This window comes from Geomonas oryzae (genome assembly GCF_004117875.1).
GTDB classification, from domain to species: domain Bacteria; phylum Desulfobacterota; class Desulfuromonadia; order Geobacterales; family Geobacteraceae; genus Geomonas; species Geomonas oryzae.
The window spans coordinates 176,187-202,334 of sequence record NZ_RAHW01000007.1 but is presented as its reverse complement, the minus strand read 5'-3'; the positions used below and the strand labels follow the sequence as shown (position 1 = coordinate 202,334).

27 protein-coding genes and 1 tRNA gene are annotated in these 26,148 nt (G+C 62.3%); 13 read left to right on the top strand and 15 right to left on the bottom strand.

The features are described from left to right. Position 1: 1 nt before the first annotated feature. From D6Z24_RS17790 to D6Z24_RS17780, 3 genes are read left to right on the top strand one after another with little or no spacing between them, the layout of a single operon-like run. On the top strand, positions 2 to 742 hold the full coding sequence (locus D6Z24_RS17790) for a cohesin domain-containing protein (RefSeq protein ID WP_129127957.1): 741 nt from the start codon (positions 2 to 4) through the stop codon (positions 740 to 742). 46 nt (positions 743 to 788) lie between these two features. Beyond that, entirely contained in the window at positions 789 to 3,503 is a 2,715-nt protein-coding gene (locus tag D6Z24_RS21970; RefSeq protein ID WP_129127956.1) for a beta strand repeat-containing protein, read from the top strand. A gap of 29 nt (positions 3,504 to 3,532) precedes the next feature. Then, complete coding sequence (locus D6Z24_RS17780; RefSeq protein WP_129127955.1) at positions 3,533 to 4,702, top strand: hypothetical protein; 1,170 nt, start codon at positions 3,533 to 3,535, stop codon at positions 4,700 to 4,702. 419 nt (positions 4,703 to 5,121) lie between these two features. Here D6Z24_RS17780 and D6Z24_RS17775 read toward each other — a convergent pair whose 3' ends face one another. Then, positions 5,122 to 5,895: a hypothetical protein gene (locus D6Z24_RS17775; protein WP_129127954.1), complete on the bottom strand. Its 774-nt coding sequence runs from the start codon at positions 5,893 to 5,895 to the stop codon at positions 5,122 to 5,124. Between the two features lie 673 nt (positions 5,896 to 6,568). Here D6Z24_RS17775 and D6Z24_RS17770 point away from each other — a divergent pair. Then, a complete protein-coding gene (locus D6Z24_RS17770) occupies positions 6,569 to 7,201 on the top strand; it encodes a cytochrome c3 family protein (RefSeq protein ID WP_129127953.1) in 633 nt (210 codons plus the stop codon). 62 nt (positions 7,202 to 7,263) lie between these two features. Here D6Z24_RS17770 and D6Z24_RS17765 read toward each other — a convergent pair whose 3' ends face one another. The 3 genes from D6Z24_RS17765 to D6Z24_RS17755 form a co-directional block, all read right to left on the bottom strand. Beyond that, positions 7,264 to 8,673, bottom strand: a complete 1,410-nt coding sequence (locus D6Z24_RS17765; RefSeq protein WP_129127952.1) for an OmpA family protein — start codon at positions 8,671 to 8,673, stop codon at positions 7,264 to 7,266. A gap of 63 nt (positions 8,674 to 8,736) precedes the next feature. Next, entirely contained in the window at positions 8,737 to 9,099 is a 363-nt protein-coding gene (locus tag D6Z24_RS17760; protein WP_129127951.1) for a hypothetical protein, read from the bottom strand. Between the two features lie 204 nt (positions 9,100 to 9,303). Beyond that, positions 9,304 to 10,476: a glycosyltransferase family 4 protein gene (locus D6Z24_RS17755; protein ID WP_129127950.1), complete on the bottom strand. Its 1,173-nt coding sequence runs from the start codon at positions 10,474 to 10,476 to the stop codon at positions 9,304 to 9,306. Between the two features lie 194 nt (positions 10,477 to 10,670). Here D6Z24_RS17755 and D6Z24_RS21685 point away from each other — a divergent pair, with 194 nt between their 5' ends. Then, on the top strand, positions 10,671 to 10,847 hold the full coding sequence (locus D6Z24_RS21685) for a hypothetical protein (RefSeq protein ID WP_198419478.1): 177 nt from the start codon (positions 10,671 to 10,673) through the stop codon (positions 10,845 to 10,847). Positions 10,848 to 10,861: 14 nt separating this feature from the next. Here the strand turns inward: D6Z24_RS21685 and D6Z24_RS17750 are convergent, their stop codons facing one another. The 3 genes from D6Z24_RS17750 to D6Z24_RS17740 form a co-directional block, all read right to left on the bottom strand. Continuing rightward, positions 10,862 to 12,424 carry a sensor histidine kinase gene (locus D6Z24_RS17750; RefSeq protein WP_129127949.1) on the bottom strand — a complete coding sequence of 521 codons (1,563 nt, stop codon included), beginning with the start codon at positions 12,422 to 12,424 and terminating at the stop codon, positions 10,862 to 10,864. Positions 12,425 to 12,473: 49 nt separating this feature from the next. Further along, the gene (locus D6Z24_RS17745) at positions 12,474 to 12,932 is read right to left on the bottom strand and encodes a hypothetical protein (protein ID WP_129127948.1); all 459 of its coding nucleotides are present in this window, start codon (positions 12,930 to 12,932) and stop codon (positions 12,474 to 12,476) included. Positions 12,933 to 13,221: 289 nt separating this feature from the next. Continuing rightward, complete coding sequence (locus D6Z24_RS17740; protein WP_129127947.1) at positions 13,222 to 13,713, bottom strand: Spy/CpxP family protein refolding chaperone; 492 nt, start codon at positions 13,711 to 13,713, stop codon at positions 13,222 to 13,224. A 269-nt stretch (positions 13,714 to 13,982) separates the two neighbouring features. Here D6Z24_RS17740 and D6Z24_RS17735 point away from each other — a divergent pair, with 269 nt between their 5' ends. The 4 genes from D6Z24_RS17735 (at position 13,983) to D6Z24_RS17720 (ending at position 17,638) form a co-directional block, all read left to right on the top strand. Continuing rightward, a complete protein-coding gene (locus tag D6Z24_RS17735; RefSeq protein WP_129127946.1) occupies positions 13,983 to 14,186 on the top strand; it encodes a GSU3473 family protein in 204 nt (67 codons plus the stop codon). 425 nt (positions 14,187 to 14,611) lie between these two features. After that, the gene (locus D6Z24_RS17730) at positions 14,612 to 15,913 is read left to right on the top strand and encodes an L-lactate MFS transporter (RefSeq protein ID WP_129127945.1); all 1,302 of its coding nucleotides are present in this window, start codon (positions 14,612 to 14,614) and stop codon (positions 15,911 to 15,913) included. A 146-nt stretch (positions 15,914 to 16,059) separates the two neighbouring features. After that, positions 16,060 to 17,211, top strand: coding sequence for a Tad domain-containing protein (locus D6Z24_RS17725; protein ID WP_129127944.1), 1,152 nt, complete (start codon positions 16,060 to 16,062; stop codon positions 17,209 to 17,211). Between the two features lie 28 nt (positions 17,212 to 17,239). After that, positions 17,240 to 17,638 (top strand): DUF309 domain-containing protein, encoded by a 399-nt coding sequence (locus D6Z24_RS17720; protein WP_129127943.1) that lies wholly within the window; start codon positions 17,240 to 17,242, stop codon positions 17,636 to 17,638. A gap of 112 nt (positions 17,639 to 17,750) precedes the next feature. Here the strand turns inward: D6Z24_RS17720 and D6Z24_RS17715 are convergent, their stop codons facing one another. Further along, positions 17,751 to 18,440, bottom strand: coding sequence for a carbonic anhydrase (locus D6Z24_RS17715; protein WP_129127942.1), 690 nt, complete (start codon positions 18,438 to 18,440; stop codon positions 17,751 to 17,753). A 252-nt stretch (positions 18,441 to 18,692) separates the two neighbouring features. On the opposite strand from D6Z24_RS17715, the gene D6Z24_RS21680 reads away from it, so the two are divergent. Beyond that, entirely contained in the window at positions 18,693 to 18,854 is a 162-nt protein-coding gene (locus tag D6Z24_RS21680; protein WP_198419579.1) for a hypothetical protein, read from the top strand. On the opposite strand, the gene D6Z24_RS17710 is transcribed toward D6Z24_RS21680, so the two are convergent. Together D6Z24_RS17710 and D6Z24_RS17705 are read right to left on the bottom strand one after the other, a co-directional pair. Further along, a complete protein-coding gene (locus D6Z24_RS17710) occupies positions 18,851 to 19,165 on the bottom strand; it encodes a DUF1634 domain-containing protein (protein ID WP_246014716.1) in 315 nt (104 codons plus the stop codon). The two genes, D6Z24_RS21680 and D6Z24_RS17710, sit on opposite strands and share 4 nt — an antisense overlap. Then, entirely contained in the window at positions 19,159 to 19,995 is an 837-nt protein-coding gene (locus D6Z24_RS17705; RefSeq protein WP_129127940.1) for a sulfite exporter TauE/SafE family protein, read from the bottom strand. Before D6Z24_RS17705 ends, D6Z24_RS17710 begins: the two co-directional genes overlap by 7 nt. A gap of 474 nt (positions 19,996 to 20,469) precedes the next feature. Between D6Z24_RS17705 and D6Z24_RS17700 the strand changes: the two genes are divergently transcribed. The 3 genes from D6Z24_RS17700 (at position 20,470) to D6Z24_RS17690 (ending at position 22,662) form a co-directional block, all read left to right on the top strand. Then, the gene (locus D6Z24_RS17700) at positions 20,470 to 21,204 is read left to right on the top strand and encodes a hypothetical protein (protein ID WP_129127939.1); all 735 of its coding nucleotides are present in this window, start codon (positions 20,470 to 20,472) and stop codon (positions 21,202 to 21,204) included. Positions 21,205 to 21,361: 157 nt separating this feature from the next. Next, positions 21,362 to 21,438 (top strand) — tRNA-Met (locus tag D6Z24_RS17695). 570 nt (positions 21,439 to 22,008) lie between these two features. Then, positions 22,009 to 22,662, top strand: coding sequence for a DUF6448 family protein (locus D6Z24_RS17690; protein WP_129127938.1), 654 nt, complete (start codon positions 22,009 to 22,011; stop codon positions 22,660 to 22,662). Between the two features lie 159 nt (positions 22,663 to 22,821). Here D6Z24_RS17690 and D6Z24_RS17685 read toward each other — a convergent pair whose 3' ends face one another. The 5 genes from D6Z24_RS17685 to D6Z24_RS17665 all read right to left on the bottom strand — a co-directional run bounded on the left by D6Z24_RS17685 (position 22,822) and on the right by D6Z24_RS17665 (position 26,076). Beyond that, positions 22,822 to 23,328 carry a hypothetical protein gene (locus D6Z24_RS17685; RefSeq protein ID WP_129127937.1) on the bottom strand — a complete coding sequence of 169 codons (507 nt, stop codon included), beginning with the start codon at positions 23,326 to 23,328 and terminating at the stop codon, positions 22,822 to 22,824. Positions 23,329 to 23,390: 62 nt separating this feature from the next. Further along, entirely contained in the window at positions 23,391 to 24,305 is a 915-nt protein-coding gene (locus tag D6Z24_RS17680) for a transporter (RefSeq protein ID WP_129127936.1), read from the bottom strand. A 34-nt stretch (positions 24,306 to 24,339) separates the two neighbouring features. Next, positions 24,340 to 24,777, bottom strand: coding sequence for a rhodanese-like domain-containing protein (locus D6Z24_RS17675; RefSeq protein ID WP_162605174.1), 438 nt, complete (start codon positions 24,775 to 24,777; stop codon positions 24,340 to 24,342). Between the two features lie 26 nt (positions 24,778 to 24,803). Beyond that, on the bottom strand, positions 24,804 to 25,556 hold the full coding sequence (locus D6Z24_RS17670) for a cytochrome c biogenesis CcdA family protein (protein ID WP_129127934.1): 753 nt from the start codon (positions 25,554 to 25,556) through the stop codon (positions 24,804 to 24,806). Between the two features lie 13 nt (positions 25,557 to 25,569). Then, complete coding sequence (locus D6Z24_RS17665) at positions 25,570 to 26,076, bottom strand: TlpA family protein disulfide reductase (RefSeq protein ID WP_129127933.1); 507 nt, start codon at positions 26,074 to 26,076, stop codon at positions 25,570 to 25,572. Positions 26,077 to 26,148 lie beyond the last annotated feature (72 nt).

Here is a 26,148-nt window from a genome sequence, read left to right as displayed (position 1 = left end):
CATGAAACTGAAGACCTTGCTGTTCACGCTGCTCATGCTGTCCTGCACCGGCCTCGCCTTCGGGGCGACCGTCACGGTCGGCAAGCCGTACTACACGGCGAACAACACGGTGACCGTGCCGGTGATGCTGGCAAATAACGGCGCCAGCATCTCGATCCTGTCGCTGGATCTCACCTACGACCCCGCCCTCTACAGCGCGCCGGTCGGGACGGTGGGGACCGCGGCGAGCTCGGTCGGCAAGGCTCTTTACGGCAATGTGATCTCCTCGGGTAAATACCGGCTCCTCATCGCCGGCGGGATGACCGAGAGCGCCACCGATCCCAAGGGGGGGAGCCTGAACGACGCCTCGACCGGGACCAGCGCGGCGCTCCCGGACGGGGTCGTGGCCACGGTCACCTTCACGCCGTCCGGCTCCACGCTCTCCGACATCACCCTTTCCGGGGCGGCGGACGCCGCCGACGCGCAGGCGAACCAGGTGGCGGTGAACGGGGTGGTCGGCGGGACCTCGGGGACCCAGTCGATCGGCAAGATCGGTGACTGCAACGCAAGCGGCACGGTCTCCGCGGCGGACCTGCAGTACGCCATCAACATCGTCATCAAGAAGCCGGGCTTTACCTACAACAACCTGTGCGACGTGAATCTCGTCTCCGGCACGGTCACCCCGGACGGCAAGACGACGGCAACCGACGTACAGACGCTCATAAACGTGCTGATCAAGAAAGCGGGGTGGGTACTCCCCTGACGGTCCACATGATTTTGTTTCAGGAAAACAATAGACGGAGGTCACAATGAGAAGAAGATGGTACTTTTTGCTAAGCCTGCTGATGCTGGTGCTGATCCCGCACCTCGCCATGGCAGCGCCCTCCCTCACCATCAGCACGGTCACCTCGGCCGCAAGCGCCAATGCCACGGTGAACGTCACTCTGGCCAATAACGGTGCTGCGCCGTCCGCGTCGACCCTCATCCTGGAGATCGGCTACAACCCGACCAGGCTGAGCGCCGCCCCGACCGCTGCGATCGGCGCCGCTGCGACCGCCGCTGGAGCGAGTTTCGCCTCCACCGTGAACACCGTGAACGACACGCTCTCCACGGTCAACCTCTCCATTTCCGGCAGCACCGCCATCGCCGATGGAGTCGTCGCCTCGATCACCTTCCCGCTGGGAAGCGCCACCGGTTACGTCATGCCGGTCACGTTCAACGTGGCGCCTGACGTCTCCAACGCCGACGCACAGCCGGTGACCGTTACCGCGGTGAACGGCAGCATCACGGTGGCCGATGCCACTGCGCCGACCGTATCCACCTTCACCATCCCGGCCACCTCGACCTCCAAGACGGTTACCATCTCCGCCCTCACCGCGACCGACAACGTCGCCGTCACCGGTTACCTCGTGAACGAGTCGAGCACCAAGCCCTCCGCCACCGCGACCGGATGGAGCACCACCGTTCCGACCAGCTACACCGTGACCACCTCCCTGTCGGTGGGTGTTGCGAAGACCGTCACCCTCTACGCCTGGGCGAAGGACGCCGTCGGCCTCGTTTCCGCCTCCCAATCCGCCGCGGTCAGCATCACGCTTGCCGACTCCGTCGCTCCGACGGTGACCGCGATCACCGTCCCCTCGACCTCCACCTCGCTCACCGTGTCCGTCTCCGGCTTCACCGCGACCGACAACGTGGCGGTCACCGGCTACCTGCTGACCGAGACCTCGACGAAGCCTGCGGCAACCGACGCCGGCTGGAAAACCGCAGGTTCAGGTTGGACCAGCTTCACCTTCACCTCGGGCGGCGCCAAGACCCTTTACGCCTGGGCCAAGGACGCGGCGGGCAACGTCTCCAACGCGCTCACGAAGAGCATCACCATCACCCTGCCGGACGCTGAAGCGCCTGTGGTCTCTGCCTTCACCGTGCCGGCCACCGCAACCTCGCTCACCATCCCCGTCAGCAGCTTCACCGCTACCGACAACAAGGGCGTCACCGGTTACCTCGTTACCGAAAGCGCAACCAAGCCCGCCTCCACCGCGACCGGCTGGAGCGCCACCGCACCGACCAGCTACACCGTGACCGGCACCGTGCCGCAGGGTGTAGCCACGAACGTCACCCTTTACGGCTGGGCGAAGGATGCCGCCGGCAACGTCTCCGCCGGTGTGAGCGACGTCGTCGCCATTACGCTTCCCGACACCACGAAACCGGTGGTCGGCACCTTCACCGTTCCCGCCACCGCAACCAGCGCCACCGTGGCCGTCACCGTGGCCGCCACCGACAACCTGGCCGTCACCGGCTACCTGATCACCGAGAGCGCCACCGCGCCCGCGGCCGACGCGACCGGCTGGACCGCCAGCGCCCCGACCAGCTACACCTTCACCGGCCTGCCGCAGGGGAGCAGCAGCAAGACCCTGTACGCCTGGGCAAAGGACGCAGCCGGCAACGTCTCCGCCGCGCTTTCGAAGAACATCACCATCACCCTGACCGGCCCGACCCTGACCCTGACCGGCATGCTCGCCGACGGCGCTACGACCAAGAACCCGGCCCTCACCGTGGCCGGCACCGTGACCGGCACCTCGCTTTCCGCCCTCACCGTGAAGGTGAACTCCGGTGCGGCGCAGAACATCACCTACGATCAGAACGGCGCGTTCTCCACCGCGGCCACCCTCGCGGAAGGGGCCAACACCGTCGTGGTGACCGCCACCGACGCCAACGGCCAGACTTCGGTGACCAGGAGCATCACCTACAACCCGACCGCCGCCGACCTCTCGGTGACCACGCCGGTTACCGACAGCTTCGTCAAGAGCTCTCTCGTCGACGTGACCGGTACCGTCGGCGCGCCGCAGACTACCACGCTGACCATCGCGCTCAACAGCGGCACCCCCGCGACCGTCGCCCTGAACGGCGGCAACAACTTCACCTATCAGCTGACCCTCGTGAAAGGGGCGAACACCATCGTGGTCACCGCTAACGACACGGTGAACGGCCCGCACACCCAGTCCATCACCGTCACCTACGACCCGGATGCGCCGGTCCTCGCGGTAACCGCTCCGGCCGACTCCTTCGCCACCGCCAAGTCGAGCGTAACGCTCAGCGGTACCGTGACCGATGCCCTCACCGCCCCCGCTGTCGTAGTCAAGCTCGACGGCACGAACATCCCGACCCAGCCCGTGGTGGGCACCAACGGCTCGTTCAGCGCGACCATCGACCTGCCGACCGTTAAGACCTACTCCGTCACGGTAACCGCCACCGACGAGTCCGGTAACAGCTCCGTGGTGACCCGCACCGTCATCAGGAAGAACCCGAGCGGCAACCTGAACGACGGCGTTTCGACCCCGACCATCACCGACGTACAGAACGTGCTCAAGTTCGCCCTCGGGCTCGCAACCGCAACCGCCGATCAGAAGACCAACGTCGACGTAGCCCCGCTCGTCAGCGGCAAGCCGGCCCCGGACGGGTCGGTGGACGCAGGCGACGCCCTGGTGATCCTCGAGAAGATCACCGGTGCCGTAAGCTGGCAGTAGGCCATCACTAACTAACAGGAGAGAAACCTATGAAAATCTGGAAAGGACTATTCGTCGCAGCTCTTCTGATGCTCACTGCAGCCTGCGGTGGCGGCGGTGGGGGAAGTAAATCCACCACGGTCACCGGGGTCGCGGCCGCCGGCGTCATCAAGGGGGGGACCGTGAAGGTCTTCGCCCCTTACAGCAGCGCAACCGGGGCCGACAAGAAGCAGCTCGGCGCCACGGCAACCACGGATGCCAACACCGGTGTCTACTCCGTAAATATCGGGAGCTACACCGGTCCGGTGATCGTCGAGGTGTTCGGCAACTACACCGATGAGGCGACCAACCAGACCGCCACCATCCCGTCCACCGCTCCGCTGCGCGCCATGGCGGTCACCACCGCCGGTAAGGTCGATGTCGCCGTCACGCCGCTCACCGAGCTCGCCGCGCGGCAGGCGATCACCCTCTCCGGAGGGGCGGGCAAGAAGGTCACGGCTGCCAACATCGACACGGCCAACGCCCAGATCTCGGACCTGTTCAAGGTGAACGACATCATCGCCACCCAGCCGCTCGACGCGAGCGCACCGCTTTCCGGGAGCGCGGACCAGAAGAACTACACCCTGGTGCTCGCCGCGCTTTCACAGGTGGGGAACGACCCGACGAAGCTCGCCACGACGCTCGACACGGTGGCCGCAGGCATCAACAGCGCCGGGGTCATGACCGATCCCGTGGCGACCAGCATCACCGATGCACTCGACGCCTTCGTGGCTCCCACGAACACCAACAACAAGACCGGGATTACCACTGCGACCCTTCCCGGCGAGCTGGCCGACATCGGCGCGACCACGGTGACGCTCACCATGGTCCTCACCGGAACGGGCGTGAAGAGCGTGCAGACGGACATCACGCTCCCCGCCAACGTGAGCGTCGAGACCGACAACACGGGCGCCTTTGCCGCCGGCGTGCTGACCAACCTGATCGGCGGGACCAACGTCTCCCTCGTCGGGAGCGAGCTCACCGCGAGCAGCGTGCGCGTGATCTTCAACCGTGCGGACGCGACTCCCATGCCGGCCGGTGATATCGCCACCGTGAAGTTCCTGGTGGCCCCCGGTGTAGCCGCACCCGCCGCTACCGCCTTCACCACCGCCAACACCATGCTGAAGGACGCAAACGGGGTTGTGGTGACCGGCGCAAACCTCGCCCTCGTCAAACGCTAGCGAGACGGCCTTCGGGCCTGATTTGCCGCAGTACAAAAAAGGACCTTCCCGGCAGGGAAGGTCCTTTTGTCGTTATGGGTGGCGGATTGCCTTAACCGCGAAGCGCCGTAGCTCAACTCGCACTCACCCCGTGCGAAGCTTTCCAGGAAATTCCTTAAAGCAGGGTGATCATCCCCACGAAGCAGAGCTGTCGGCACCACGTTTCCCCCCTTCGCAAAGGGGGGAACATAACGCCTGCTGCTCTGCTTCGTGGAAACGATCACCCTGCTTTCCCGGAATTCCCTGATGAACCTTCGCGAAGGGGGGAGCGCGTGGTCACCGGCGGCGCTTCGTGGGCGCACTTGTAGTCATTCCCTGGAAAATGAAAAGGGGGCCCTGGTTGTGGCCCCCTCTGCGATGCTGCCGTGCTCTTCGCTTATTTACTGGTCTTCGTCGAGCACGAGCCCCCTGGAGAACACGATGTTCTCGAAGGTGCGCTTCAGGCTCTTGCTGGTGAAACTCGGCATGATGGCTCCGGGGAAGATGGTGATCTCGGCACCGTTTTTCAGCTTGGTGACGGGAATGGCGGCCCAGGTCTTGCGCCCGTCCTTTTCGAGGCAGACGTAGGTGTAGCCGTTGGAGTCCAGGGTCTCGACGACCTTACCGGAGAGAACCGGCTGGTAGGCCGGCTTGGCCTCAGCCGCGGGTTGCCCCATCGGCGGATGATTTGACGGCATCGCGCCGGGCGCCTTGGCATCGCCCGCAGCCGCCTGATCGAGGGCTGGGTGGTTGGTGGGCATCCCAGCCGGTTGCCCGGCAAGGGCGGACTTCTGCTGGGGGATGACGTAGGGCTTGCCCCCTTTTACCCCGGCGGAAAAATGGATGTACGGGAAGACGCGCCCAAGCGCCGTGCTCTTGAAGTTCACCATGTCGATCCCAGGGACGAGGGCGATCTGTTCCCCGGTCTTCACGTCGGAGAGGGGGATGGCGGACCAGGTGCTGCGGCCGTCCTTTTCGATGAGGAGGTAGGTGTAGGAATCGACGTTCATCATCTCCAGCACCTTGCCTTCCAGCACAGGTTCCGGCATAGGAGCCTCGGCGGGCGCGTTCTGCGGCTGGGGCGCCACGCGCGCATTTTTGCTGGTCCCTGCACAACCGGTCATAGCAGCCACGGCCACAAGGCCGACGGCGATTCTCATAGCAGTTTTCTTCATTCAATGCTCCTTCTCTGGTTATATGGGACCGGCCGGTGGAAGTACCGTAAGAGACGGGTGACCGGCGACACGCCCACTATTTTTACCTCATTTCCACTATTTTTAAAAGATTATTGTGCCGCCGGCGTTTTTCTGATGCCTGCTCCTAGCTGTCTCCATTTCCGGCGTTTCTGTCACAGCGCTCGCTCCTTCTGAAGCGGATCGCGTTCCCCGATTTTTATGACAATTTCCTCGCCGTTCATGCAGCGGCATCGGTGGCGAGGGGGGCGACGGTTCGGGCAGTTCAGATTTTGCTCACCCCCGCCCTGGCGGCTGCACACCCCTCGTTAACGGCACTGCCAGCCACCTGCGGTGCCACCCGTCCCGGGCCGGTGCGCCTGGCGTCGCAGACTTCCCGTGCCGAGGCAGGCGAGCGATGGGGCTCCTGCCGGGAGGCTTGGGGGAGGGGGGGGCGCCCCCGGCCGCACGGGCTTGGGAGCGGGAGGTGAAAAATAGGTCGGGTGAAAGTGTGCAGCTCTTGAACAGGTGGTTTTTGAAAGTAAATTTCATCGTCTTGGAATCTCTTGTGGAAATAAACTGCAATTACGGTGGTTTGTAAGTTTTTTTCCGACGTGCCATGTTCCGGTATCCCCCTTGTAATGGGTAAGACAAACACCCAAGGAGGTAACGGAACATGCGAGCTAACAAAAGAACCAACAAAATCGTGTTGACGGCCGCTGTTGCGATGACCCTTTGCTCCGCTCTCACCCAAGTGAACGAATCGGCGGCTTTCCAGCCCATCGGTGTGGCTTCCAGCGGTAACGGCGAAACCTGTGCCCTGACCCTGCAGATGCAGAACAAGCAGTTCCGGGCGCTCTACATGCAGAAGGTGGCGCAGTACCAGGACGGCGCGGCCCCGAAGGTGGCGAGCGTCGAGGAGATGTACCAGAACATCGAACCGGCCTCTTTCTTCCCCGACGACAACGAGCCCGTTTCCAACACCATCGGCGTCGATCCTCTGAGCCGCGACTGCCTCGGTTGCCACGACGGCTCCAGGGCAAGCGACGTCACCATCAACTTAAGGAACGACCCGTTCCGTCGCCAGCAGATGCAGGGGACGGCGAAGGATCACGCGATCGGGATGGATTACGCGGCCTATGCATCCAACCCCCGCGATTTCAAGCCGGTGTTCGGCAACCCGAAGATGGTCTTTGTGGACGGCAAGGTCGGCTGCCTCACCTGCCATGATCCCGCCAACCAGGAACGCGGCCACCTCGTCATGAGCGACCGTCGCAGCGCGCTCTGCCTCACCTGCCATAACAAGTAACGAAAAAAAAGCGGCGCGGGAATCTTCCCGGCGCCGCCTTTTGTCTGCAATTGCTTCCCCTTTTAGGGCGGGGTCACCTCGATGGTGGCCCTTCTGTTTTTCGACCTTCCTTTTTCCTCTCTGTTGCTCTCGACCGGCAGACGGCATCCGAAGGCCTGCTCGGTAAGCTTCACCTTCACCCTGCCGATCTTCTTGAGGAGCGCCTGCTTTACGCTGGTCATGCGTGCTCTCGACAGGTCGACGTTCCTGTCTGAAATCCCGCTGCGGTCGGTGTGCCCCTCTATGTGGACCTCGCTTCCGGGGTGTTTCTTCACGTAGGCGGCGATCCTGTTGATCTCGGCCATGAACTGCGGCTTTATCGCGGCACTGCCGTTGTCGAAGAAGATGGTCGTCGACGGTTTCTTAAGTACCCGCGGTTTCTGCGTCGCCGGAGGATCGATGGGGCAGAGGATGGATTCGATCATCCCCTGCGAGGACGCATCGGGAAGCGGCGCCGCGAGCGGCTCGGCAAGCTCGACCTTCACCGGTACTTTCGTTTGCGGGGCGGGCTCGGGCTGTGGCTGTGGCTGTGGCTGTGGCTGTGGCTGTGGCTGTGGCTGTGGCTGTGGCTGTGGCGGCGCCTCGACCGGTTTCGCCGCGGCGGTTACCGTCTCCTGCGGCGCTTCCGTCTTGGGTTGCTCCGGCTGGTTCAAAAGACCGGTGACCGCGGCGACCGGTGCCGCGATAACCGCGGCGGGAAGCGGAACCTGCGTCGGTGTTTCCGGCTCGGCCGGTTTCTCGGGCGCCTTCTTGCCCGGTTCCTGCTGCTTGTCGAAATCGATGACCGGGACGGCGGGTGCCGCGGATCCTTTTCTATCCGCCGGGGGAGGAGGAGGCAGCGGCAAGCGCCTGATCTTCGTGTCGCGGTCCATGAGGAAGCTTAAGCCGAGCATGTACTGGAAGTCGTTGCGGCTTCCGACGTTGAACAGGATGTTCTGGCGCACGTCGAGCCGCAGGGCCAGGTACTCGGTGAGGAAGTACTTCATCCCGCCGCCCCAGGCAAGCAGCGGTGAGCCCCCGGTCGTGGTGGGGCGCTCGATCACCATGCCTCCGGCGCCGACGGCTAGAAAGGGTACCAGGCGCTTACGGGGGAGAAACGGATAGATCGCGTCGACCCTCATCAGGTAGGCGCGGGCCTTGGTGTTGTCCTTGGAAGAAGTGGAGGAGGCGTAGGAGAGCCCTCCCTCGATGCCGAGGCTGTCCACTATGCTGGTGCCGACGATGTCGTAGCCGAACCTGATGTCGTACACGAGGCTGTGGCGCAGTTCATCCTGCCCGGAGAATTTGAGGCCGCCGGCGGAGACGTTCAGGGTGTAGTCGTGCGGGGTGTCGGCGGCCCGAACCTGGGACGTGTCGGTGAGCGCAGCGAGGAAAAGCAGGGCGCATGCCGCGGCTTTGACTCTTGATACCGGTTTTTTTACGGTTTTTTGCATAGGTGGCACTCTGTGGATGGTTGTCTGCAAAAAGATGTTCAAGGCGCGTTCCCGCGCTCCATGTCACACGTATTTCTCGATGAGCTCCTCGAGGATCTCGCCGATGGTGGTTCTGCGGTAGGCGGAGGCGATCTTCAGCTTCAGGTGCAGGTCCTGTCGGATGTTGGCGGTAAGGCGCACGTCCCCCTCCGGTACGAGCCCCGAGACCCCCTTCGGCGCCGCTTTGGAGACGGGCGCCTTCTTCCGCCCGGGGGCGACGTCCTTCTTGGGGCGCTGGGACTTTGCCGGCACCTCGCGTACCGTGGCGGCAGGACTTTGCCGGGGCGCTTTGGGAGCGGGTTGCGCTGCCTGCATGGCCGGAGCGGGGGGAGGGACCGGCGCCGGGGCGGCCTCGAAGAGCCCCATCTGGTTTTCCATATCGGACATAGGTGTTCCTTTGCGAAAAATCCCCGGCACTATAGCAAGCAACCCCTTGCCGGGGCAACTGTTTTTCGGACTCCGGCGGCAGCGGAGCAAGGCATGCCCGTCGCCGGCAGTCCCGCCTCGGGAGAAAGCAAGGGCATGCGCGTCGCGTCGGGCTCGAAGGGGCTTTGACCGGGCGCTTTCGCCGCTTGGCGTGCCGGGATAGGGCTAAGGGGACGTGCGCCGTTTCCGCAGCTCGAGGTAGGCCGATTCGATGCGCTCCAAAATCGCCTCCATGCTGAAGTTTGCCGTGACGAAGTCGCGGCCGCTTTGGGCCAGACGCTCCCTTTCCCCTTCGTTTCGCAGCAGTGCGATCACCGCGTCGGCGAAAGACTCCGGGGTGTCAGCCACCAAAAGATGCACTCCAGGAGAGGCGTTGATCCCCTCGTTGCCGATGCTCGTAGTGACCACCGGGGTGCCTGCGGCCAGGGCGTCGAGGATTTTAACGATGATGCCGCCGCCGGTGAGTATGGGGGCGACGAACACCGAGGCGCTCTTGTAGACCGGATCGGTGTCCTCGACGAACCCGGTGACCTTGGTGCCGGGATCGGTCTCCGGCAGCCGCAAAAGCTCGTCGGGGGGGCCGTACCCTGCGATGACGAATTCCGCCCCGGGAAACTCGCGGCGCACGAGCGGCAGCACGCGGGAGTGGAACCAGAGCGCAGCCTCCACGTTCACCGGCCGGTAACGGTACGAGGCGAGGAAGAGCAGGCGCTCGGGAATCCTCGGATAGCTGACGTCGGTCACGTCCATTCCGGCCGGAATGGGAACGGTGGAGACGTTCAAGCAGGGCGCGAGCTCGAGCAGGTAGCGCCGGTCGAATTCGGACATGGTGAAGATCCGGTCGAAGCGGGACATGACGGCGCGTTCCACGCCGCGCACCAGGCGCCAGCGCAGGGCATGCCAGAGTCTTGCCGCACCGCTGGAGCGCTCGAAGGCGCGCCTTGCCGGCTTGGTGATGACGTCGTGGGCATCGAGTACCATCGGGGTTTTCCCGCGCCGGATGAAGAGGGCGGTCTCCACCCATTCGACCTGTACGAGGTCGTAGTCGCCGGTGCGGATGAGCCGGTCGGCGAAGCGGCTGAAGGCTAAGTAGTTGGCGACAAGGCGCAGTGAGCCGAAAATTCCCCTGCGGGAGATGCGCGGGTAGCTGAAGGGATGGATGCGGGCGCAGTAGGGGGATAGCTCGGCGAGGGATGCTTCCTCCCCCTCTTCGAACCGGGTGGCCAGGTGGATCTCGTGCCGCTCCGAGAGCCGGCGCAGCAACTCGTTGACGTAGCGTCCCCCGGCGTGGTAGGCGTTTTGCTGCGGCAGGAACAGGGAAACGAACAGGATCTTCATGGCGGGGCGTGCTCCGCTTGCGGGGCGGCGCGTGGACGCCCGGGTGATGTTCTCTGGGGCGACAGAGTAACCCGATTGCGGCGCATTGGTAAAGCTAAATCTCCGAGTGGAGAGCGTCGGAGTTGTTGACACTCTTGGCTCCCCATTTAGAATGTTTAATCGTGCAGGCAAGTCACAACGACGCGGAGCAAGACATGAATCCGGATCTGACAAGGTTGACACCGGGGCAGAAGCTGATGAAGCAGGCGATCCACGAGATCGACGATTATTTCGGCGAGGGAGTGGCCTTCAAGAACATCGATTTCCTGGGAGAGTACATGCAGGCCCTTGCCATCCTCGAGCTGAAGGAGACGCTCAGGAACAAGCTGTAGGGCGCCCCCGGGGGTCACACGGACGGCGGGAGTGTTTTCGGAAGCGAGAACCAGAAGCTCGCGCCGCCGTCCACGGTCCCTTCGGCCCAGACGCGTCCTCCGTGTCTCAGCACGATGCGCTGGACGATGGCGAGCCCGACGCCGGTACCCTCGAACTCCTCGTTGGCGTGCAGGCGCTGGAACAGCCCGAACAGCTTGTTGGCGTATGCCTCGTCGAAGCCGACACCGTTGTCCTTCACGAAGATGTCGGTTTCCCCTTTCAGTTCCAGGGAACCGACGGCGATTCTCGCCACCTCTTTGCCGCGCGTGAACTTGACGGCGTTGCCGATCAGGTTGATAAGCACCTGCCGCAGCATCGCCGCGTCGCCTAGCACCACCGGAAGCGCGGTCACGTCCCATTCGATCTTTCTGTCCCGCACGTCCGTCTGCAGGTCCGCCACGATCTCCCGCACCAAAAGACCCAGGTCCACCCAACCCTTCATCATGTCGCTGCGCCCCATGCGGGAGAAGGCGAGCAGGTCGTCGATCAGCATTCCCATCCTCGTGGCGGCGCCGCTGATCACGTTGAGGTAGTGCCTGCTCTTGTCGTCGAGGTTCGCCCCCCCCTTCGCGTTCAACAGGTCGACGAAGCCGATGATGTGCCTTAAAGGCGCGCGCAGGTCATGGGAGACCGAGTAGCTGAAGGATTCCAGCTCCCGGTTGGTCGCGGCGAGCTGGTCCAACTGGTTCCTGAGGGCGAGGTTCAGTTCCAGGATCTTGGCCTCACCCTGCTTTTGCAGCGTGATGTCGCGGATGACGGCGAACACCCAGGTGGCGTCCTGCGCGGCGATCGGGTTCAGCATGATGTCGACCGGGATCTCCGCGCCGTTTTTGTGGCGTCCGTAGAGCTCCAGGCCTATCCCCATCTTGCGGGCCCGCGGGTCGCCGAAGTAGTTGCGCAGGTGCTGGCGGTGGCGTTTGTGGAAGCGCTTCGGAATTAGGAGCTCGATGCGCTGTCCGAGCATCTCCTCGCGCATGTAGCCGAAGATCACCTCGGCCTGCTGGTTCACCTTGCGGATCACCCCGCCGCCGTCCACGACGACGACGGCGTCCGGGGCCGTCTCGAAGAGGCGCTCCAGCATGTTGCGGCTCTTGGCCATCGCCTCTTCCGAGGCGCGCCGCTCCGTGTTGTCGTGGAGGATGAGGGAGTAGCCCAGAATGACGCCGGTATCGTCCTTCAGCACGGTGAGCGCGATGGAGGCCCAGAAGCGGCTGCCGTCCTTGCGAAGGCGCCACCCCTGCAGCTCCAAACTCCCCAACGACCCCGAGACCGTCAGTTCCCGCTGTGGTGCGCCGGACTTCACCTCTTCCTTTGGATGCAGCAGGGAGTAGTGCCGTCCCAGGACCTCGTCCGCCTGATACCGGGTGATCCGCTGGGCCCCACTGTTCCAGGAGACGATATCCCCTTTGGCGTCCAGAAGGATGAGGGCGTAATCCCTTACCTGCTCTGCCATCAGACGGAAGAGCAGGTCCCTTTCCGGCGTCGATGCCTGGGATGAGCCTGCGGCTTTCATTTCCATGTCATCTTTTTCTTTCATGACGTCCGCCCCGCCGTTTCTTGCCGCCGCCAGTGCGCGCGGGCATATGCTATCTTGCCGGGACCACGGTGACGAAGCTCTGCATCCAGTTCGTGCCGTCACCCTTGGCGCCGTCGCCGCCGTCGCTTCCCAAGTACTTATAGGTGAAGCGCAGCCGCTCCCCCGCCGTGACGGGGACGGGGAGCTTGACGGTGAAATCGGCGCTCCGGTCAATAGGCAGGTCGTTCGGAATGATGTAGCTCACGTTGCGCGTTATCTCCTTTCCGGCTGAGTCAAGGGGCGCCACCCATATCTCCAGTCCGTGCATCATGAAGTAACGGACGTTTTTGACCATCCCCTGCACGACGGTCCCGCCGTCGGAAGGCTTCACTTCCCATCCCATGACGAGATCGAACTGGCTGTACCGCTGCGGCATGGCCTGAAGGCGCTGCTGCTGCGGGTCCGGGTAAGTCGCGCAGGCGGAGAGAAGGGCTACTGCTAATAAAAGAATGACGGTCGGTCTTCTCATGACTTTGGCCTCCTTTGAACCAGTGCCTATTTTACGCCAGGGGAGGGTAATGCACAATGCGGGGCGCCGCAATGAAAGGGCCACGGAGGGGATGGGAGTGATGGGAGTGATGGGAGTGATGGGAGTGATGGGAGTAGGCGGGAGTAGGCGGGAGTAGGCGGGAGTAGGCGGGAGTAGGCGGGAGTAGGCGGGAGTAGGCGGGAGTAGGCGGGAGTAGGCGGGAGGGGAGCTTCCCTTGCTCCCCTCCCGCCGGGGGTGAAGTTGCACGAGCGGGCACCCTGGTCCGGGGCTAGCGCTCCTGCTCGAGGCACATGCCGCCTAAGCCGCGCCCCTTCTTGAGTTCCTTGAACTTCGCTGCCTGCTCAGGCGTCAAAAGGGCCAGGACTTGCTTCGCGACCGCTGCACGGGCGACGGCTAGATCGGCCTGCAGCGCGGCGACCTTGGCGGACTGGGCTCTGATCGCCCCCTCGTCGGCACTGCCTGAATGCACGAGGTCCCTAAGCGCGCGGCGCTCGGTTCCGAGGGCCTCGAAAGTCGGTTTGTTTTTCTGCCGCTCCGCCTCGAAGAGCGTGCGCACCTGCTGCTTCTGCGCGTCGGTCAGACCGAGCTCGCGGGCCATCTTTCTAAACATCCCGCCGTGCCCCTTGTGCTTTTGCTGTTCGCATCCGCCCATGCGTCCACCTCCATCGGCGCCATAGCCGGCAAAGGCGCTCTGGCTTCCGAGGACGGTGGTGGCGGTAATGCAGGCAAAAAGTACCAGACGCTTCATTTGTCTTTTCATGTCGACACTCCTTTTGTATTTCACTCTGTGTTGAGTCTCTTTGTTGTTGCCGAAGATGAAAAGACTCTACCTCCCGAATGTGTAGACAATGTGGAAGAAGTGAGGAAATCACGGCAAAGGTCACGGGAGGCGTCCCACGCTCAAAGGGGGCAAGGCTCTTACTCACGGCGTTTTTTTTTGCCTGTGGGGTTCTTGCCATTGCCTTAGGTATTGCTAAGATATCTTAACGATGCTTGCGCGACTGACCAGTATCTCAAGGAGGGATAGGTATGAAGATTCCGGTTGTGTTTGCAGATGAAAGACGCGGGTTGGTAAAGGCGGAGGAACTCCAGAAGCTGATAGATCAGGCGGCGATCGTCTCCTTCCTGCGTAGTGACGGCGAGTGCGTCCAGGTCGGCGTCGACAGCGTGCGGGGGATGGGGGGCAGGGTCTATCGCGGCCCCGAACGCAGGGGTAACGTACTGTTCTGCTGACCTTTTCAGACGCCGCACGGCAGCGGGCCGGCCCCCATGGGAGCCGGCCTTTGCTTTTTCTTCAGTCGCCGTCCCCACTGCACACCTCTCTCTGTTATACAAATCGGCCAAAATTTTCAATTTTGCAAAACATGGTGCATGCCTTTCGCATTTTTGCGAAGCGCCCCGCCGGGTCGCTCTCTCCGCACCAAGCTGCTGATATCACGCATCATACCGGTAAAACGATGCCGGTAACGGACGCGAACCGCTTTTGCCGTTGTGCGAAAAGGGGACGCGATGAAAAACCGCTCCGGGACGATGCGCTTCGTCGTAAAGTACCGTAAATACAGCACAAGCAAAAAATATACAAAACTTTAAAACGTTGGTATGCAGGTTGCTAAGGTCTGTGGCAAGAGTCGTAAATCCAACTATGGAGGTATAAAGGCATGGCACAAGCATCATCTAACAAGGGCTGGCAGGTCGTCTTCGCCGGAACCGGAATCAACCTGGCGCTCGGGGTGTTGTATGCCTGGAGTATCTTCAAGGGGGCCATCAAGTCGTCCATCGAAAAGGGCGGCCCCGATGCCTTCCAGTGGAGCTTGAGCTCCATCAACGATCCCTACGCACTCTGCTGTCTCGCGTTCGCCTTCTCCATGATCCTCGCGGGCAAGTGCCAGGACAAGATCGGTCCGGCCAAGACCGCGCTGATCGGCGGCATCCTCGTCGGGGCGGGCTTCACCCTCATGGGTTACTCGAACAGCTACGCCGCCTGGGTCACCGGCTTCGGCGTCCTTGCCGGCTCCGGCTTCGGGTTCGGCTACTCCGCCGCCACCCCGCCGGCTCTCAAGTGGTTCTCCTCCAAGAAAACCGGCCTCATCGCAGGCATCGTGGTCGCCGGCTTCGGTCTGGCACCGGTCTACATCGCCCCGCTCTCCAGCTACCTCCTGGGCGCCTACGGCATCCAGCAGTCCATGTACATCCTCGCCGCCGGCTTCGCCGTCATCGTCTGCGGCCTCTCCTTCGCCCTCGTGAACCCGCCCAAAGGTTACGTCCCGGCCGAGCCGGTAGTGAAGGGTGAGGAGAATGCGGCTCCGGCCAAGAAGTCCGGTTACGACGCGACCGTCAGCGAAATGCTCAAGTCGCCCAAGTTCTACATGCTGTGGGCCTGCTTCTTCATCGGCGCCGGCGCCGGCCTCATGGTGATCGGCTCCGTGGCCGGTCTCGCCAAGCACAGCATGGGCTCCATGGCCTTCGTGGCGGTAGCCATCATGGCGATCGGCAACGCCTCGGGCCGCGTGGTGGCCGGTGTCCTCTCCGACAAGATCGGCCGTCGCGCCACCCTGACCATCATGCTCGGCTTCCAGGCCATCCTGATGTTCGCCGCGGTCCCCGTGGTCGGCTCCGGCTCCGCCGCGATGCTCGTTCTCCTCGCCTCCCTGATCGGCTTCAACTACGGCTCCAACCTGACCCTGTTCCCCTCCTTCGCCAAGGACTACTGGGGCTTCAAGAACTACGGCCTCAACTACGGCGTCCTCTTCAGCGCCTGGGGCGTGGGTGGCCTCGTCATGGGTCGCGTCTCCGAGATGATGAACGCCCAGCCGGGCGGCCTGAACAAATCCTTCATCCTCGCCGGCTCCTGCCTGGCCTTTGGCACCGTGATCACCTTCTTCCTGCGTGAGAAGAAAGCGGTCGAGGTCGAGGCCGCCGAGGTGGCGGGCGAGAAGGTCGCCGTCAAGGTTTCCGCATAGGATGGTTTTCAACTGATGTTGTAAAAAAGAAGGGCCATGCAATTTCTGCATGGCCCTTCTTCGCGTGATGATGCTATTATGTCGCACCCGGCTGTAACAAAACACCGCCCCATCTGGAGATCCCCGTGTCCGGAGAAGATTCAGCCTTGGATACCAGCTACGTCACCATCATGCTGGTCGTCTTCCTCGTGGTGACAGGTCTTGCCATCGACATCGGCTACATGTACGTAAGCGAAGAGGATCTGCAGCATTCCGCCGAGATGGCGGCGCTTACCGGCGCCCAGAACATCAAGCAGCGCTACCTTCAGCAGGCCCAGACCGACCCCAAGCTGCTTGCCGGGGTCGCGGGCGACCTGGTGCAGGCGCAGGCGCGCGGCGCGGCGGTCGATCTCGTCACCGGCAAACATGACGCCGCCGCCCTGGTGGGACTCCTCAACAACAACGGCAACGCGCTCACCGGCGACAACGACATCACGGTCGGCTTCTGGAACATGAGCAGCCGCAGCTACACCCCCGGCGCGACCCCTGTGAACGCCGTGCAGGTGAGAACGAGGCGCACCGCCGAGAGCAGCTCGGTAGGCCTTGGCTCCCTGGGGACCTTCATCGCGAAGATCAGCGGTACCGACAGCTTCGGCACCACCCCGGTCGCCACCGCGGCCCTGGTCCCCGGGACCCGCGCCAACATCGCCGTCTGCGCCGAGGCGACCCCCGCCTCCTGTACCTTCCCGGAGATCTGCAGCATCCCGGAGCGGCGCATGAGCCACGCGCCGTGGGGCGCGCAGGAAAAAGGCGCCCTCGCGAACCGTTATCTCTACACCTCCCTTTTGCATCCGGTCACCATCACGAACGCCATGTCCGATCTCGTTTGCCAGGAGATGCCGGTCCAGGAGGTGTGCGGTCTACCGATCTTCACCGCGGCAAGCGGCAGCGATGCGATCCTGCGTGACATCAAGGCGATGATGTACGATCCGCAGGTGGACCGCTCCAACAAGGAGTACGACAAAAACGGCAAGCTTGTCGGGTGGTGGCTCATCGTTCCCGCTACCGACTGCTCCTCCTTCGAGCCCGGCGGCAGCTATCAGCAGCACACCGTGACGCGGTATGCGCTGGTGCGCATCAGCAGGATCTGCACGACGGGAGCGCCGGGATGCGGCAAGACGCAGACACAGGCGGACCAGCCGGCCAACGCCTGCGTTCCCGGCGGGGAAGGGCTCTACATCGACCGTATCTCAAGCGTCGCCTGCAACGATCCGCGAAAGCGCCTTCTGCCGGGCCTGCGCCCGGTGCTGGTCGATTAGGAATGGTTGCCAAGGCGTGAGGTGCCCCATGGATCCGCGCCGGGAAGATACCCCGCAGGAACTTTTTCAGGCGATCGAGGAGTTCAACTCCGGCGCCTGGTTCGAGTGCCACGAGACGCTAGAAGAACTCTGGGTGGGTTCCAAGGGGGAAATGAGGGACTTCTACCAGGGGGTGCTGCAGATAGCCGTCGCGCTGCACCATTGGCGTAACGGCAACTTCAAGGGGGCCGAGGGGCTTTTGGAGCGCGCCTGCGACATGCTGCGCCGGGTCGCCACGCCATGCCGGGGGGTGGATGTCGCGCGGCTCGTGGAGGACGCCGGCGTGATGCGCGCGGCGCTTGTCTCGCTTGGGGCCGAGCGCATGGCCGAGGTCGATGCGGCCCTCGTGCCAAGGCTGCATCTCCTGTCCCCGACGCCATCGCCCTAACCCTCTCCCGAGGGGAGAGGGGAGACGCCATGTAGCTTAAGTCATCAGTGGTCTGGAAACATAAACGCCGCCCCCGTAAGGAGGGCGGCTTTTTTGATACGGTAAGACGTTTCTACTTGAGCAGGGTGACCTTGCCGTCGTCGAGGTCGTACTTGGCTGCGACGATCTTGATCTTCCCTTCCTTCACTTCCTTGGCGAGGAGCTTCGACCGCTTGGGAAGCTGGGCGGCGACCGCCTTCGCGTTGATCTCGGAGGCGCACTCGATGATCTCTTCCTTCGCCTTACCCTTGCACTGCTCCTTCGCCTTCTTGGCGGCGGGGGCGATCTCCTTCACGATGGCGCCGATGTTTCCTTCCGGCTTGCCGCCTGCCACGGTCGCGGTGACGGCGCCGCAGCGCTCGTGCCCAAGCACCATGATGAGCGGGCTGCCGAGGTGCTCGGCGGCGTACTCGACGCTCCCCAGCACGAGCGGATCGGCCACGTTGCCGGCGACGCGCACCACGAAGACTTCGCCCAGTGCCTGGTCGAAGATCAGTTCGGGCGGGACGCGGGAATCGGAGCAGGAGAGGATGATGGCGTAGGGGTGCTGGCTCTTCGCCAGTTTGCCGCGCGCCGACGCGTCGCAAAGCGTCCCGGCGGTCATCTTGCTTTCCACGTAGCGGGCATTGCCGTCCATCAGTTTCTGCAGGGCCTGGTCGGCGGTGACGCCGCTACCCTCGCCGGAGGCGAAGGCGATGCCGGCCATTGCCGCCAGAGCCGTTGCCGCGATTGCGATCCTGCGTGCCAACTTGCTGCTTTTCATATGAACTCCTCCTTTTGATGTGTCGGGGAGGCCCCGAAACTGGTTCAGCCGCCGGTCGGGCCGGGGCAATTGCAGATCATTGGAAAAAGGGGCGGCCCATTTTACATGAAACGCAGGATTATGCCAGTCCAATATGGAGGCTCTAAAGATGGAGCGGATGGCGCGCGATGGGTTCGCCAAGCGGCGTGATGGTTGACAAGGGGGAGCGCTTTGGGGCAGAGTGGGGCGGCAAATCAACCCAGTGAGGTGAGGATGTTCCTGTTGAAGCTGTTGGCGGTCGGGGTACTGGTGATGGTCGGCATCGCGGCCATCGCGTTTTTGGAAGAGAAGCTCGTGAGCGGGCCGCGCCGCAAGCAGATCGCCGAGCGGGCGAAGCAGAAGCTTGCCGCCTCGAAGGAAAAGAGGGAAGGCTAGTCCCCCTTGCCGAAATATATGCCGGCGGCCATGGCGCAGAGCACCACGATGGAGAAAAAGGCGAAGTGCCAGTCCCGCTCCTTGGTGAAGATGATGCTTGCCGCCACCACGCGCATCACCGGGGTCCCCAGCAGCACGAGGAGTCCGGCGGTGATCAGTTTCGGCGCCACTACGGTCATGCCCATCGCCATGAGCGCGATTCCCACCGCGAGAAGCGCTGCGGCGATCAGTGAGCCCAACCGCAAAAGCCGCGCCAGCACCAGCTCGATCGGGTGCACCTCCGCGCCCGCCTCGTGATCGTTACCTACCACCACTTCACCCCCTTGTAGATCATCTCGAGCGCCGTGTAGGCCAGGATCGGCATGAAGAAGAGCCTGATCTTGCTCGCTTTCATGTGCACCATGAGGCGCGCGCCTACGATCGCCCCGATCAGCACCCCCAGAACGACCGGCCCGGCCACCAGCGGCTTCACGTCGCCGCGCGCGAAGTAAACCACCGCACCGGACGCCGCGGTAACCCCGATCATGAAGTTGGACGTGGCGCTCGAGGCCTTGAACGGCATCCCCATCACCTGGTCCATGGCCGGGACCTTGAAAATCCCCGCCCCGATCCCCAGTAGTCCCGCGGCCGCTCCCGAGAAGTACATGATGATGAGCCCCGGGATGGTGCGGCTCACCTGGTAGTCGATCCGGCGTCCGAGCGCCTTGTCGTAGTAGGACCCCTTGAGCTTCAGCCGCTGCGAGATGGCGTCGGGAATCACTTCCTCTTTATGCTCCTCCTTCCTGGTGCGGAACATGTTGTAGGCAGAGTAGGCGAGGAGGACTCCGAAGAGGATGAACAAAAGGCGCTGGTTCACCCAGGCGGCAACGAGCGCGCCGGTCAGGGCACCGGTGGCGGTTCCCATTTCGAGCCATATGGCGACCCGGGTGTTGGTGAGGCGGTCTCTCAGGAAGGCGACTGCGGCTCCCGTCGAGGTGGCGATGATGCAGACCGTGGAGGCGGCCACCGCGGTGCGCATCGGCATGTCGAAACCGAGGGTCAGGGCGGGCACGATGATGATGCCGCCGCCAAGACCGAGAATGGCGCCCACCACCCCGGCCAGAATCCCCAATACAAAAACGAGTATGAAGGTGATGACCACTTTTAAGCCCCTCCGACCCGGCAAACGCCGGCGCTTTGCAACCGGCACAATCTACCTTTTCTGCACATCCTTTACAAACAAAAAAGGCTAACAGGAAACCAATGTTACGCGGTCGGAGGCCCGCTCCTCACGCATGCCGGTGCGCAGGTGAGACTGCTTAAACATTGGGCTTCTCTGCCTCTTTTTTGCCTTCGCCGGGAGCCGGTTGTATGTCTGTATCGTGTGATTACAGCAGCTTAGCGACATGAACAGGAGCTGGCACGGCTCCTGCTAATTACAGCGCAAGGTACGAAGCACAGCGAAGTGCACGTGACCGAAGAATGACAGGCAAAGGCGCCTCTCCATTATGGGTGAGAGGCGCCTTTTTTTATGCAAATTCAGTGAAAGGGGGAGGTTCAGCCGGAAGGCTGAAAGTCTGAGAGAGTTTGTCGAAAAGAAGATAGAACAAAAAAACAATTACAAAGGAGTAACGACATGAAAAGAATCACCAAGAGTCTCATCATGGCAACGGCGCTGACCATCGCAACTACCGGGATCGCAATGGCGACCCCCTCCACCCAGATCTGGATCCCGTCCACCGACGTGCAGGCCTTCAAGTCGCTGCACCTTGGCATCGACAACTACACCCGGACCTCCTCCGGCGGCTCCGATTTCCGTCCCAACGTTTACGACCTTGGGCTCACCGCCGGCGTACTCCCCTTCGAGAAGGTTCAGGCCGAGGTCGGCGTGGACTATATGACCTACGGGGTCAACGCGCTCGACAGCAACCCGATCTCCTTCAACGCCAAGCTCGGCACCCCTGAAGACTCCCTCTTCTCCGGCTCCCCTGCGATCGCCTTCGGCGGCTACGGCTTCGGCACCAAGAAGGACCTGACCGACAGCAACATCGTGTACGGTCTCGCCGCGAAGACCCTCCCGGTAGTGGGACGCCTCTCCGCCGGCTACTACGTCGGCAACGACAAGGTGATCGGCGACAAGAACGACGGCGTGCTCCTCTCCTGGGACCGCACCATGAGCGAGATCTCGGACAAGCTCTGGGTTGCCGCCGACTATCAGGGTGGCGACAACACCGTGGGCGCTTTCAGCTTCGGTGCCTCCTGGGCCTTCACCAAGAACGTCTCGGTGATTTTCGGCTACGACATCTACAACGACCAGTCCATGGCCGGCAAGAACACCTTCACCACCCAGCTGGACATCAATTTCCCCTAAGCCGGGAGGCGTAAGAACCAGTACAGGTGGGGGAGGTGCCGTGGCATCTCCCCCATTGCTTTTGCCCGACTGACATATTTTCCCGCATCTCGAAACTTTTTTCGACAAAAGGGTTGACTCTGCCGTGAAGGCTGTGTTACAAGTTGGGACTCAATGACGCGGGGTGGAGCAGTCTGGTAGCTCGTCGGGCTCATAACCCGAAGGTCACAGGTTCAAATCCTGTCCCCGCAACCAAAATGCTACAAGGGGTTAGCCGAATAGGCTAACCCCTTTTTGCGTTCAGCGTGTACCAGCTCCCAGCATGGGATTCCTGCCCCTGATAAGCGTCATGCACCAAAAATGAGTCTGTTTATTGATGCAGATCAAGGAATCGTGACTGTCACAGTGCTATTCCTGTAATCATGAGCATCATTCGCATGACCATACGGAACGTTGTCATTATCCTCCTGATGCTCGTTCTGACTGGGGCTGCCACTGTTCGTGCATATACCCTGGAAATGCCGGCGGCTGAAACGGCGCACGCCGGCTTGTGCCATGATGCGGACAGCGGCACCGATCACGGCTCGACCGGCAATGACCAGTCCGATATCCATTGCTGCGAACTTGATTCCCCATACCTCCTGCCATCTTCCATTTGCCTCATGGCTCCCGCCGTGACCGGCATGCTTGCCTCCCCTTTCTACTGCAGGCCGCTTGACGGTTACGCCCGAAGGATATATAAGCCACCCCGATAATCCGGTTGTTGCAGTTGATTCCCTGATCCCAAGGCTTAACTGACATGCAAGACAACAGGAGATATTCGACATGAAAATCATGCATACACTGAAGATAACTTTGACAGGACTCGTCGCAGTCTTGGCGCTTTCTTTCGGCTCGCCCCGCGATGCGGCGGCCCACTGTGACACGCTTGACGGCCCCGTCATTCAGGACGCGCATAAGGCGCTGGAGGCGAAAGACATCACCCCAGTTCTCAAATGGGTGAAAGCGAAAGATGAAAAGGCGGTCAAAGCGGCGTTCAACAAGGCACTGGCGGCGAAAGGCGGTCACAGTGAAGCGGCCCACCACAAGTTCTTCGCTACTCTCGTGAAGATCCATCGTGCGGGGGAGGGCGCCCCTTTCACCGGATTGAAGCCTGCCGGTGAGGTGGAGCCTGCGGTCGCGGCGGCGGACAAGGCTCTTGTCGGCGGTTCAGCTGATGCCCTCGTGAAGCTCGTCACCGATGACGTTACGGCGGGCATCAAGAAGCGCTACGAGCGTGCGGCCGAGGCCTACAAGCACAAGGACGAAAGCGTCGCCAAGGGGCGCGAGTTCGTCGAGGCGTATGTCGAGTTCACGCATTACGTGGAAAGGCTGCATATGGACGCCACCGGCAAAGGTCCCCACGGCGAGCATAAGGAACATAAGGAGCAGGGCAAGCAGCACGGCGACCACGCCGAGCACGGCGCCGACAAGCATTGACGTTTAGACGAAAGAGGCTACGAGCCTGAGATGAAAAGGGAAGTGCCGGTTGCGATTGCTGCAACCGGCACTTTTTTTATGCGCCCACGGAATTCCTCTCTTGCGCAAGAAATTCCGACGAAGGGGGAAGCGTGTTTCGGCTTGTGCTCCGACGTCTCCTCAATATGTCAGTGCCGCTTCGGTGGGCCCACAGCAATTGCCTCCCCTTAAGCGAAATTCCTCCGGGCGCAGTGAAGAGGAGAGTTGTCGACGGACCGTAGCACAGTGCGAGGCCGGAGCGGACATCCTCCCCATCAGATACCGCTCGAAATTCTTATCGTGGGTTCCGATGTGGTGGAGGACGACTTCGCGCAATTCATAAAGATCGTTCAAATTGTGCTGGGAGCGGGACCAGCGCCAGCAAAGAGCGGCGATTGTTTTGCAGATCACCACATGATCGAGTTCATGTCTCGTCCTCTCGGGATAGTAGGTAGACAGCATGGCCGTGTTCTCCGCGCGGGCGTGCTCCATGGTGTTGCTCAGGAGAAGCTGGAGCCCCTTTTCCGCCCTTTCCGCACAACCATGCTCGGCATTAAAGATGACGTAGTCCATGACTTCGAGGATATTGGCGTCTCTGCTGTCGTATCCGTACCCGAGTTCATCGCGTAGCTGCAACTGCTGTTCCATGGCTTTCCCGTCTCCATTGTGATTCCCGACACTCGCCAGGTACGCCCTTCCGCCCTGATGCCCTACAAAAGGTCGAAGGTCTTGCTCAGTTTCAACTCGATGCGGTACCCCTCTGAGGGAGTATTGGCTTCATACCAGCGGGCGAAGGGGAACATGGCGGCAAGTCCCGCCGCGAAGCCGCAGGGTTTGTACTTGAACGCCACCTTGGGCCCGGCATACCACTCGTTCTTGGAATCGTTCTGACTCTTGCCGTCCTTCTCGCTGCTGGCGTTCCAGTCGAACTGCGATTCCGCCCCCATGTCGAAATAGTCGTTCACGGCATACCCCCAGGCGCTGGTGCTCCTGACGTAGGTGGGCTTGCGGTAGGAGTGGGAGCCTTCGGTGAAGGTGTAGACGTGGATCTCCTGGTCGAGACGGTGCGAACCGGTGGAGTAGGTGAGGCCCACGGCGCCGCCGGTGCCCCAGGCAGCGTTGCCGACGAAGTCGACGCTTTTGCTGTTGACGTCCGTCGTCGGCACCACGAGGCCCACGTCGACCGCCAGGTCGAAGAGCGCCCCTTTGGATTGGTTCATCAGCACCTTGTGCAGGGCGATGGCGGTGTCGCCTATCCACCCCAGGTGTTCCCCTGCGCCGGTCACGTTGTTCTTCTTGTAGACGTCGTAAAGGGGGGTCGCCGTGCGGACGTCGAGACCTTCGGTGATGCCGTAGCGCAACTTCACCACCCCGACGTTCTTGGTCAGCTCCACGTTTTCGTTCACTTCGTTGCTTCCCTTGCGGATGCCGTCGGTCTCGCAGTACTGGTAATTGAGAAGGACGCCGAGCTTCCCCACCGGGAAGCCGGTGCCGGCGGGACCGAAGGCCGAGATGGTCGGCCCGAAGGGGCGGGGGGCGGTGGGGGCGTCGGCGCCCCAGGAAAGGCCGGCGCAGGTGCAAAGTGCCACGAGGGAAAGCGGGATGATGCGCTTGCTGAATTTCATGACTTACTCCTTTGATCTGTGTCGCGTCGGTTGCTTACCGAACTGCGGTGAATGAAGCGTTGTCCTGCGGATAAGGCACCAGCCTGACGCCTGCCTCTTTCGCCCTGGTCACCCCGCCGTCGACGTTCGTCACCGAGGTGAAGCCGTGCTGCACGAGGTACCGGCTGACCTTGTCGGAGCGATTGCCCGTCCTGCAGATAATGGCGATCCTCTCGTTGGGGGTGACGTATCGCTTCAGCTTGGCCAGAAAGGCGTCGGCATCGTAGCTTTTGTCCTCCCGGAAGAAGGTGAGGCCGAGGGCACCCTTCACGACGCCGGTTTCCCGCCATTCTTTTTCCGTTCGGATGTCGATGATTTTCACGCCTGACGAGAGAAGCTCGGGAGTGAGCGGGGCGTAGCGGACCTGGCCGGCGGCCAGGGCGGCCAGGCTGCTGAGGATCAGGAGGAAAACGGTAAGGATCAGAATTCTCATGGTCATATGCCTTTTTGCGGATGGATTCAGGTGCCGGCCGGGAGCAACTGATACAGCACGGTGCTCATGGTGTTGAAGAGGCCGAAGAAGAGCAGGATCCCCACGACCATGAGCAGCAGACCGGTGAAGAACTCCATCTTCCTGATGTGCGTCCTGAAGCGTTTGAAGAAATCGAGAAAACCGTGGAAGAGCAGGCCCGAGACGATGAACGGGATGCCGAGCCCCGCGGCGTAGCTCCCCAGGAGGAACATGCTTTTGCCGGCCGAACCGGAAGTGCCGGCGGCCATGGCGAGGATGGCGCCGAGGATCGGGCCGATGCACGGTGTCCACCCAGCGGCGAAGGCGATCCCGACCAGGAAGGTGCCCGCAAGGCCGCTTGGTTTGCTGTGCAGCTGGATCCTTTTGTCCCCGAGCAGGAGTCCGAAATGGAACAGCCCGGACATGTGGACCCCGAAGAGGAAGATGAGCACCCCGCCGGCGCGCTGCAGCCAGACAAGCCCGTCCTTCATGACCGACTGGAAGGTGGAGGAGGCGACCCCGGCTAGTGCCCCCATGCCGATGAAGACTGCGGAGAAGCCGAGCACGAAGGTGACCGAGTGGATGAGGACGGTCAGGCGCACCTTCCGGGCCGGGTGGGCTTCCTGCAACTGCCCGAAGGAGAGTCCCGTGATGTAGGTGATATAGGAGGGGATCAGCGGCAGCACGCAGGGGGAAAAGAAGGAGAGAAAGCCCGCCGAGAACGCGATCCAGAAGGTGATGTCCGAGCCGAAAAAGGTCATGACTGTCTCTCCGCTACAGCGACTTCAGGTAGCTTACGACTTGGGAGGAATCCCACGGGATGCCGCCGGTCACCCTTTGCCGCAGCACTCCCTTCCGGTCGACGATGAAGGTGTCGGGCAGGCGGCTCGCCCCGTAGCGCTGCTGCACGAACCCGTTCGCGTCGCTCAGGAAATCGAAGGCGAAGGGGAGCTTGCGAAACCTTTCCGGGACCTTTTTCTCGACGTTGACCGCGAGGATCACGATGTCCCCCTTGGGGAAGGACTTGACCAGCCGGTCCATGGAGGGCATCTCGTCGCGGCAGTAGGGGCACCAGGAAGCCCAGAAGTTAACGAGGACGATCTTGCCTCGGTACTGGGCGAGGCTTTTGCCTTCACCGGAGAGGCCGGGGAGCCTGAAGTCCGGGGCCGGCACGCCGATCCGGACCGAAGCGGCGTCATCCTGGGCTTTGCCAGGCGCCGACACGGCAAGCACCGTCAGGGTCATGAGGCAGGCGCAGATGTAGCGGACCAATCGTTTCATGGTGACAACCTCTTAAATGCTGTTTCCGGGGGTGGTGGCGTCGTGCGGCGCCTCAGGCTGAAGGAGATCCTT

What these genes read in the sequence shown, in the direction of transcription:
- D6Z24_RS17790 (WP_129127957.1), top strand. Translation starts at nt 2, where the DNA reads ATGAAACTGAAGACCTTGCTGTTCACGCTGCTCATGCTGTCCTGCACC.
- D6Z24_RS21970 (WP_129127956.1), top strand. Translation starts at nt 789, where the DNA reads ATGAGAAGAAGATGGTACTTTTTGCTAAGCCTGCTGATGCTGGTGCTG.
- D6Z24_RS17780 (WP_129127955.1), top strand. Translation starts at nt 3,533, where the DNA reads ATGAAAATCTGGAAAGGACTATTCGTCGCAGCTCTTCTGATGCTCACT.
- D6Z24_RS17775 (WP_129127954.1), bottom strand. Translation starts at nt 5,895, where the DNA reads ATGAAGAAAACTGCTATGAGAATCGCCGTCGGCCTTGTGGCCGTGGCT.
- D6Z24_RS17770 (WP_129127953.1), top strand. Translation starts at nt 6,569, where the DNA reads ATGCGAGCTAACAAAAGAACCAACAAAATCGTGTTGACGGCCGCTGTT.
- D6Z24_RS17765 (WP_129127952.1), bottom strand. Translation starts at nt 8,673, where the DNA reads ATGCAAAAAACCGTAAAAAAACCGGTATCAAGAGTCAAAGCCGCGGCA.
- D6Z24_RS17760 (WP_129127951.1), bottom strand. Translation starts at nt 9,099, where the DNA reads ATGTCCGATATGGAAAACCAGATGGGGCTCTTCGAGGCCGCCCCGGCG.
- D6Z24_RS17755 (WP_129127950.1), bottom strand. Translation starts at nt 10,476, where the DNA reads ATGAAGATCCTGTTCGTTTCCCTGTTCCTGCCGCAGCAAAACGCCTAC.
- D6Z24_RS21685 (WP_198419478.1), top strand. Translation starts at nt 10,671, where the DNA reads ATGAATCCGGATCTGACAAGGTTGACACCGGGGCAGAAGCTGATGAAG.
- D6Z24_RS17750 (WP_129127949.1), bottom strand. Translation starts at nt 12,424, where the DNA reads ATGAAAGAAAAAGATGACATGGAAATGAAAGCCGCAGGCTCATCCCAG.
- D6Z24_RS17745 (WP_129127948.1), bottom strand. Translation starts at nt 12,932, where the DNA reads ATGAGAAGACCGACCGTCATTCTTTTATTAGCAGTAGCCCTTCTCTCC.
- D6Z24_RS17740 (WP_129127947.1), bottom strand. Translation starts at nt 13,713, where the DNA reads ATGAAAAGACAAATGAAGCGTCTGGTACTTTTTGCCTGCATTACCGCC.
- D6Z24_RS17735 (WP_129127946.1), top strand. Translation starts at nt 13,983, where the DNA reads ATGAAGATTCCGGTTGTGTTTGCAGATGAAAGACGCGGGTTGGTAAAG.
- D6Z24_RS17730 (WP_129127945.1), top strand. Translation starts at nt 14,612, where the DNA reads ATGGCACAAGCATCATCTAACAAGGGCTGGCAGGTCGTCTTCGCCGGA.
- D6Z24_RS17720 (WP_129127943.1), top strand. Translation starts at nt 17,240, where the DNA reads ATGGATCCGCGCCGGGAAGATACCCCGCAGGAACTTTTTCAGGCGATC.
- D6Z24_RS17715 (WP_129127942.1), bottom strand. Translation starts at nt 18,440, where the DNA reads ATGAAAAGCAGCAAGTTGGCACGCAGGATCGCAATCGCGGCAACGGCT.
- D6Z24_RS21680 (WP_198419579.1), top strand. Translation starts at nt 18,693, where the DNA reads ATGTTCCTGTTGAAGCTGTTGGCGGTCGGGGTACTGGTGATGGTCGGC.
- D6Z24_RS17700 (WP_129127939.1), top strand. Translation starts at nt 20,470, where the DNA reads ATGAAAAGAATCACCAAGAGTCTCATCATGGCAACGGCGCTGACCATC.
- D6Z24_RS17690 (WP_129127938.1), top strand. Translation starts at nt 22,009, where the DNA reads ATGAAAATCATGCATACACTGAAGATAACTTTGACAGGACTCGTCGCA.
- D6Z24_RS17685 (WP_129127937.1), bottom strand. Translation starts at nt 23,328, where the DNA reads ATGGAACAGCAGTTGCAGCTACGCGATGAACTCGGGTACGGATACGAC.
- D6Z24_RS17680 (WP_129127936.1), bottom strand. Translation starts at nt 24,305, where the DNA reads ATGAAATTCAGCAAGCGCATCATCCCGCTTTCCCTCGTGGCACTTTGC.
- D6Z24_RS17675 (WP_162605174.1), bottom strand. Translation starts at nt 24,777, where the DNA reads ATGAGAATTCTGATCCTTACCGTTTTCCTCCTGATCCTCAGCAGCCTG.
- D6Z24_RS17670 (WP_129127934.1), bottom strand. Translation starts at nt 25,556, where the DNA reads ATGACCTTTTTCGGCTCGGACATCACCTTCTGGATCGCGTTCTCGGCG.
- D6Z24_RS17665 (WP_129127933.1), bottom strand. Translation starts at nt 26,076, where the DNA reads ATGAAACGATTGGTCCGCTACATCTGCGCCTGCCTCATGACCCTGACG.